The sequence below is a fragment of the Candidatus Streptomyces philanthi genome, assembly GCF_059553635.1.
In genome coordinates this window covers 1-4,396 of record NZ_JCANQV010000392.1, presented here as the reverse complement: position 1 = coordinate 4,396, position 4,396 = coordinate 1, and the positions used below count along the sequence as shown (strand labels likewise).

General features: G+C 75.5%; 4 protein-coding genes. 2 read left to right on the top strand and 2 right to left on the bottom strand.

Annotated elements, in window-relative coordinates; all coding sequences use genetic code 11:
• On the bottom strand, positions 1-431 hold a 431-nt coding region (locus AC51EU_RS27565; protein ID WP_496269801.1), incomplete at its 3' end, for an STAS domain-containing protein.
• 615 nt (positions 432-1,046) lie between these two features.
• Between AC51EU_RS27565 and AC51EU_RS27560 the strand changes: the two genes are divergently transcribed.
• On the top strand, positions 1,047-2,756 hold the full coding sequence (locus AC51EU_RS27560) for a GAF domain-containing protein (protein ID WP_496269800.1): 1,710 nt from the start codon (positions 1,047-1,049) through the stop codon (positions 2,754-2,756).
• A 15-nt stretch (positions 2,757-2,771) separates the two neighbouring features.
• On the opposite strand, the gene AC51EU_RS27555 is transcribed toward AC51EU_RS27560, so the two are convergent.
• Positions 2,772-3,143 carry an ArsR/SmtB family transcription factor gene (locus AC51EU_RS27555; RefSeq protein WP_496269799.1) on the bottom strand — a complete coding sequence of 124 codons (372 nt, stop codon included), beginning with the start codon at positions 3,141-3,143 and terminating at the stop codon, positions 2,772-2,774.
• A gap of 94 nt (positions 3,144-3,237) precedes the next feature.
• Between AC51EU_RS27555 and AC51EU_RS27550 the strand changes: the two genes are divergently transcribed.
• Positions 3,238-4,396, top strand: a 1,159-nt coding sequence (locus tag AC51EU_RS27550) for an HAD-IC family P-type ATPase (RefSeq protein WP_496269798.1), incomplete at its 3' end; no start/stop codon positions are given.

Genomic DNA, 4,396 nt, shown 5'->3' with positions numbered 1-4,396 from the left:
CGGGACGGTCCGGGGGCCGCGCCCACCACCTCCCCGCGACGGCCGTCCCCGGGGAGCGCGCTCCGGGGCACGAAGTCGGCGGGGATACCGTCGCGGGGCACGAGGTCGAAGGCGTCGGACAGGCCGGTGAGCCGGAGGAGCCGTGCGACGCGGCCGCCCTCGGGGACGCCGGTGAGGCGGAGCCTGCCGCCCCGGGCCCGGGTGCGCCGGCGCAGGCGGCACAGCAGTCCGAGCCCGGCGCAGTCGAGGAAGGTCACGGCGCCGAGGTCCAGCAGCAGGTCGGGGCGGGGTGTGCCGCTGAGGTCGTCCAGGCGGGCGGCGACCTTCCGGGCGGCGTCGATGTCCAGTTCGCCGCGGAGTGCGACGACGGTGGTGGGCCCCACCGTGCGGATGGGGCCGAGAAAGCCTCGGTGGATGTGGTCCAGGTCCATCGGCCCGTCCCTACTTTCGTGCCTGGGCGCGAGATCCCGCCACGCGGGAGGCGGCGGAGACGTACGGAAGACGAGGGAGCGCCGGTGCGGTGCGGCGAATCCGGCCGCTTTCGGCGCTCGATGCCGGCGCGGCGCCGGTCACCGGTGGGGTCCGGGTCGTCGGCTGTGCCGTATGTGTACGGATCACCCGCGCATGCCTACGGCCTACCCGCTGCGTCCGCGGTCAAGTCCCGGCCCCGCCTCCGGCGGCGAGGTTGTCTCAATATCGCCCTGGTGCTTCCGGTATGCCACGCCCTCTCCCACCGGCGTACGCCCTTCGCGCCCCGCGCCCGGGACGCCCCGCCGGGCACGCAACCCGTAGGAGCGCGGGTCGAGTTGACGGGGCGCCGCCCGGCGCGCGCTCCCGGCTTCCGGCCTCCCGGAAGGCGCCCCCGGCCCGGCGGCCCCCAGGAGAAAACAGGGGCCAAACGGCCCTGAATCCCGCCCTTTCGGGCGAACTACACTGGCCACATCACCCGAACGGGCGAGGAGTTCCGCCCTCGTACGCGGCCATGGCCGCGGTACGGAGGCCCGGGGCGTCCCGCCACCGAGGAGAAGCCGGAGCACACCGCAGCGATGCCGCAGCCCCCGCGGGCCCACGGTCCCGCCGCACCCCCGCCCGCCACCGGCTCCGCGGCGGAGCGCGCGGAACGGACCGCGCGGAGCCTGCGCGAGCTGGCCGGCGGGCCGATCCCGCGGCTCCCCCAGCTGCTGGAGGCGATGGTCGCCGTCGGCTCCGACCTGGACCTGCACAACGCGCTGCACCGCATCACCAGCACCGCGGCGTCCCTCACCCGCGCGCGGTACGCGGCCGTCGGTGTGCTCACCGAGGACGGTGACGGGCTCTCCGACCTGATCACCTACGGGGTGAGCCCTGAGGACCACCGGCGGATCGGCCGCATCCCGGACGGTCACAGCGGCATTCTGGGGGCGCTGCTGCGCGGCGCGGACGCCATCCGTATCGCCGACGTCCACGACGATCCGCGCACCTGCGGCCGACTGCCGGAGGGGCATCCGCCGGTCGGGTCGTTCCTCGGGGTCCCCATCCAGGTGCAGGGTGAGATCTTCGGGAACCTCTATCTGGCGGGGAAGCTGGGCGAGGCCGGGTTCAGCGCCGAGGACCTGCATCTGGTGCGGGTGCTGGCCACGGAGGCGGGCATCGCGATGGGCAACGCCCGGATGTACGCGCAGGCCCGGCAGCGCAGGCGCTGGATCGACGGCGCGGCGTCCGTCACCAAGGCGCTGCTGGCCGGTCCCGAGGCGCGTCCGGCCACCAAGGACGCGCTGGCCGTCGCCGCGCACAAGGGCCGGGAGCTGGCGGAGGCGGTGACCGGCGCGGTGCTGCTGCCGTGCGACGGGGGCGGGTTGGAGGTGGTGGCGGTGTCGACCACGCTGCCCGACGCGGTGCGCGAGGAGGCGCGCGGGGGCGCGATCCCGGCGGAGAGTCCGGCCGTGCAGCAACTGCGGGCGGGGCTCGCCGTGTTCTCCGACGATTTCGCGGCGGACCCGCGGGCCGTCACGCCGCTCTCCCGCCACTACGGCCCCACGATGCTGCTGCCGTTGCGCGGCGGCGGGCAGGTGCGGGGCGCGCTGGTCCTGTCTCGCGCCCGAGGGAGCCGCCGCTTCGGCCCCACCGACCGCACCCTGGCGACGCAGTTCGCGGCGCAGGCGGCGCTGGCGCTCGTCCTGGCCGACATCCAGCGCGACCGCGAGCGGCTGGCGGTCTTCGAGGACCGCGACCGCATCGCCCGCGATCTCCACGACCTGGTCATCCAGCGCCTCTTCGCCACCGGGATGATGCTGGAAAGCACCCGGCGCAGGACATCGGTGCCCGAGGTACGGGAGGAGGTGGCCGGCGCCCTGGACGAGCTGGACGCGACGATCCAGGAGATCCGTACCGCCATCATCGCCCTCCAGCAGTCCCCGACGCAGGCGCCGGCCGGGCTGCGCAAGCGGGTCATGCGGGAGGCGGCCGCGGCGACCGGCGCGCTGGGGGTCCGTCCGTCGGTGCGGTTCGTGGGCGCGGTGGACGCCCGGATCGGGACGCGGCCGGGGCAGGAGCTGCTGGCGGCCCTGCGGACGGCGCTGGCGGAGGCGTCCGGCGGGGACGGCCCGCCGCCGGTACGGGTCAAGATCACGGTGGACTCCACGGCCACCCTCGCGTCGGGTACGGCGGGCGCCCGGTTGACGCTGCGGTGCGTGCGGGACGAGGACGGCGGGGACAGCGGCGACGCGTACGGCGCGGACCGCGGGGAGCGGACCGTGTGGGAGGGCCCGCTCCAGTAGGCCGGCCCGTCCCCGTCAGGCCGGCTCCTCCGCCTCCTGGGGCAGGTCGCGGGCGCCGAGACGCAGGTGCTCGATGTGGTAGACGGCCTCGTCGAGGAGTTGGGCGACGTGGTTGTCGTAGAGGCTGTAGACGATGCGGCGGCCCTGGCGGGAGCCGGCGACCAGGCCCAGTGCGCGCAGCAGGCGGAGCTGGTGGGAGACGGCGGACTGCTCCATGCCGACGGCCTCGGCGAGCGCGCCGACCGGGCAGGGGCCCTGGCGCAGCCGGGTGAGGATCATCAGCCGCGAGGGGGTGGCCAGCGCCTGGAGGGTGGCGGCGATGGTGGCGGCCGCTTCCGCGTCCAGATGTGCCGCCGGTGTGGTGCGGCCGTCAACTCCGTGTCCCATGGACGTCATCGTATCGGGCGGTACACTTGAAGACCTCTTCATATGTTCCGCTATGGTGTGCGTGCTCCCCTCCCCCGCCCCGCGAGGTGACTCCATGGCAACCCCTCTGCTCGACGTCCGTACCGGGCATCCCGACGTCGCTCCCCCACCCGCCCCCGTCCGCCGCACCAGGCTTCTCGCGCTGCCCGAGGTGCGCTGGGCCGCGCTCGCCGCCCTCGCGTTCCTCGCGGCCTTCCCACTGGACCGGGCCGGGGCCCCGCCCTGGGCCTGGGGCCCGCTGTACGCGGTGTGCTACGCGGCCGGCGGCTGGGAGCCCGCGCTCGCCGGGCTGACCGCGCTGCGCGAGCGCACGCTCGACGTCGATCTGCTGATGGTGGTCGCCGCGCTCGGCGCCGCCGCGCTGGGACAGTTCCTGGACGGCGGACTGCTGATCGTGATCTTCGCGGTGTCGGGCGCCCTGGAGGCGCTCGCGACCCGCCGCACCGAGGACTCCGTGCGCGGACTCCTCGACCTGGCACCGGCGACGGCCGTACGGATCGGGGACAGCGGCGAGGAGACCGTCGCGGCCGCCGCGCTGCGGGTGGGCGACACCGTCCTGGTCCGCCCCGGGGAGCGGCTGCCCGCCGACGGCACCGTGCTGGACGGGGCGAGCGAGGTCGACCAGGCGACGATCACCGGCGAACCGCTGCCGGCCGCCAAGTCCCCGGGCGACGAGGTGTTCGCGGGGACGCTGAACGGCACCGGCGCCCTCCGCGTCCGGGTCGGCACCGACCCGTCCGCCACGGTGATCGCGCGGATCGTGGCGATGGTGGCCGAGGCCGGCAGGACGAAGGCGCCCACCCAGGTCTTCGTCGAGAAGGTGGAGCAGCGCTACTCGGCCGGTGTGGTGCTCGCGACCCTGGCCCTGTTCGCGGTGCCGCTCGCCTGGGGCGCGGAGCTCGCGCCGTCCCTGCTGCGCGCGATGACGTTCATGATCGTCGCCTCCCCGTGCGCGGTGGTGCTGGCCACGATGCCGCCGCTGCTGTCCGCCATCGCCACCGCCGGACGCCACGGCGTACTGGTCAAGTCCGCGGTGGCGATGGAGGAGTTGGGGGCGGTGACCCGGGTGGCGATGGACAAGACCGGCACCCTGACCGAGGGCGTGCCGCAGGTGACCGGGGTCGTCGCGCTGCCCGGCGCGGACGAGGACACGGTGCTGTCGCTGGCGGCGGCCGCCGAGCACGCCAGCGAGCATCCGCTCGCCCGCGCCGTCG

Coding starts and splice junctions, on each gene's coding strand:
- AC51EU_RS27560 (WP_496269800.1), top strand. CDS start 1,047: ATGCCGCAGCCCCCGCGGGCCCACGGTCCCGCCGCACCCCCGCCCGCC.
- AC51EU_RS27555 (WP_496269799.1), bottom strand. CDS start 3,143: ATGGGACACGGAGTTGACGGCCGCACCACACCGGCGGCACATCTGGAC.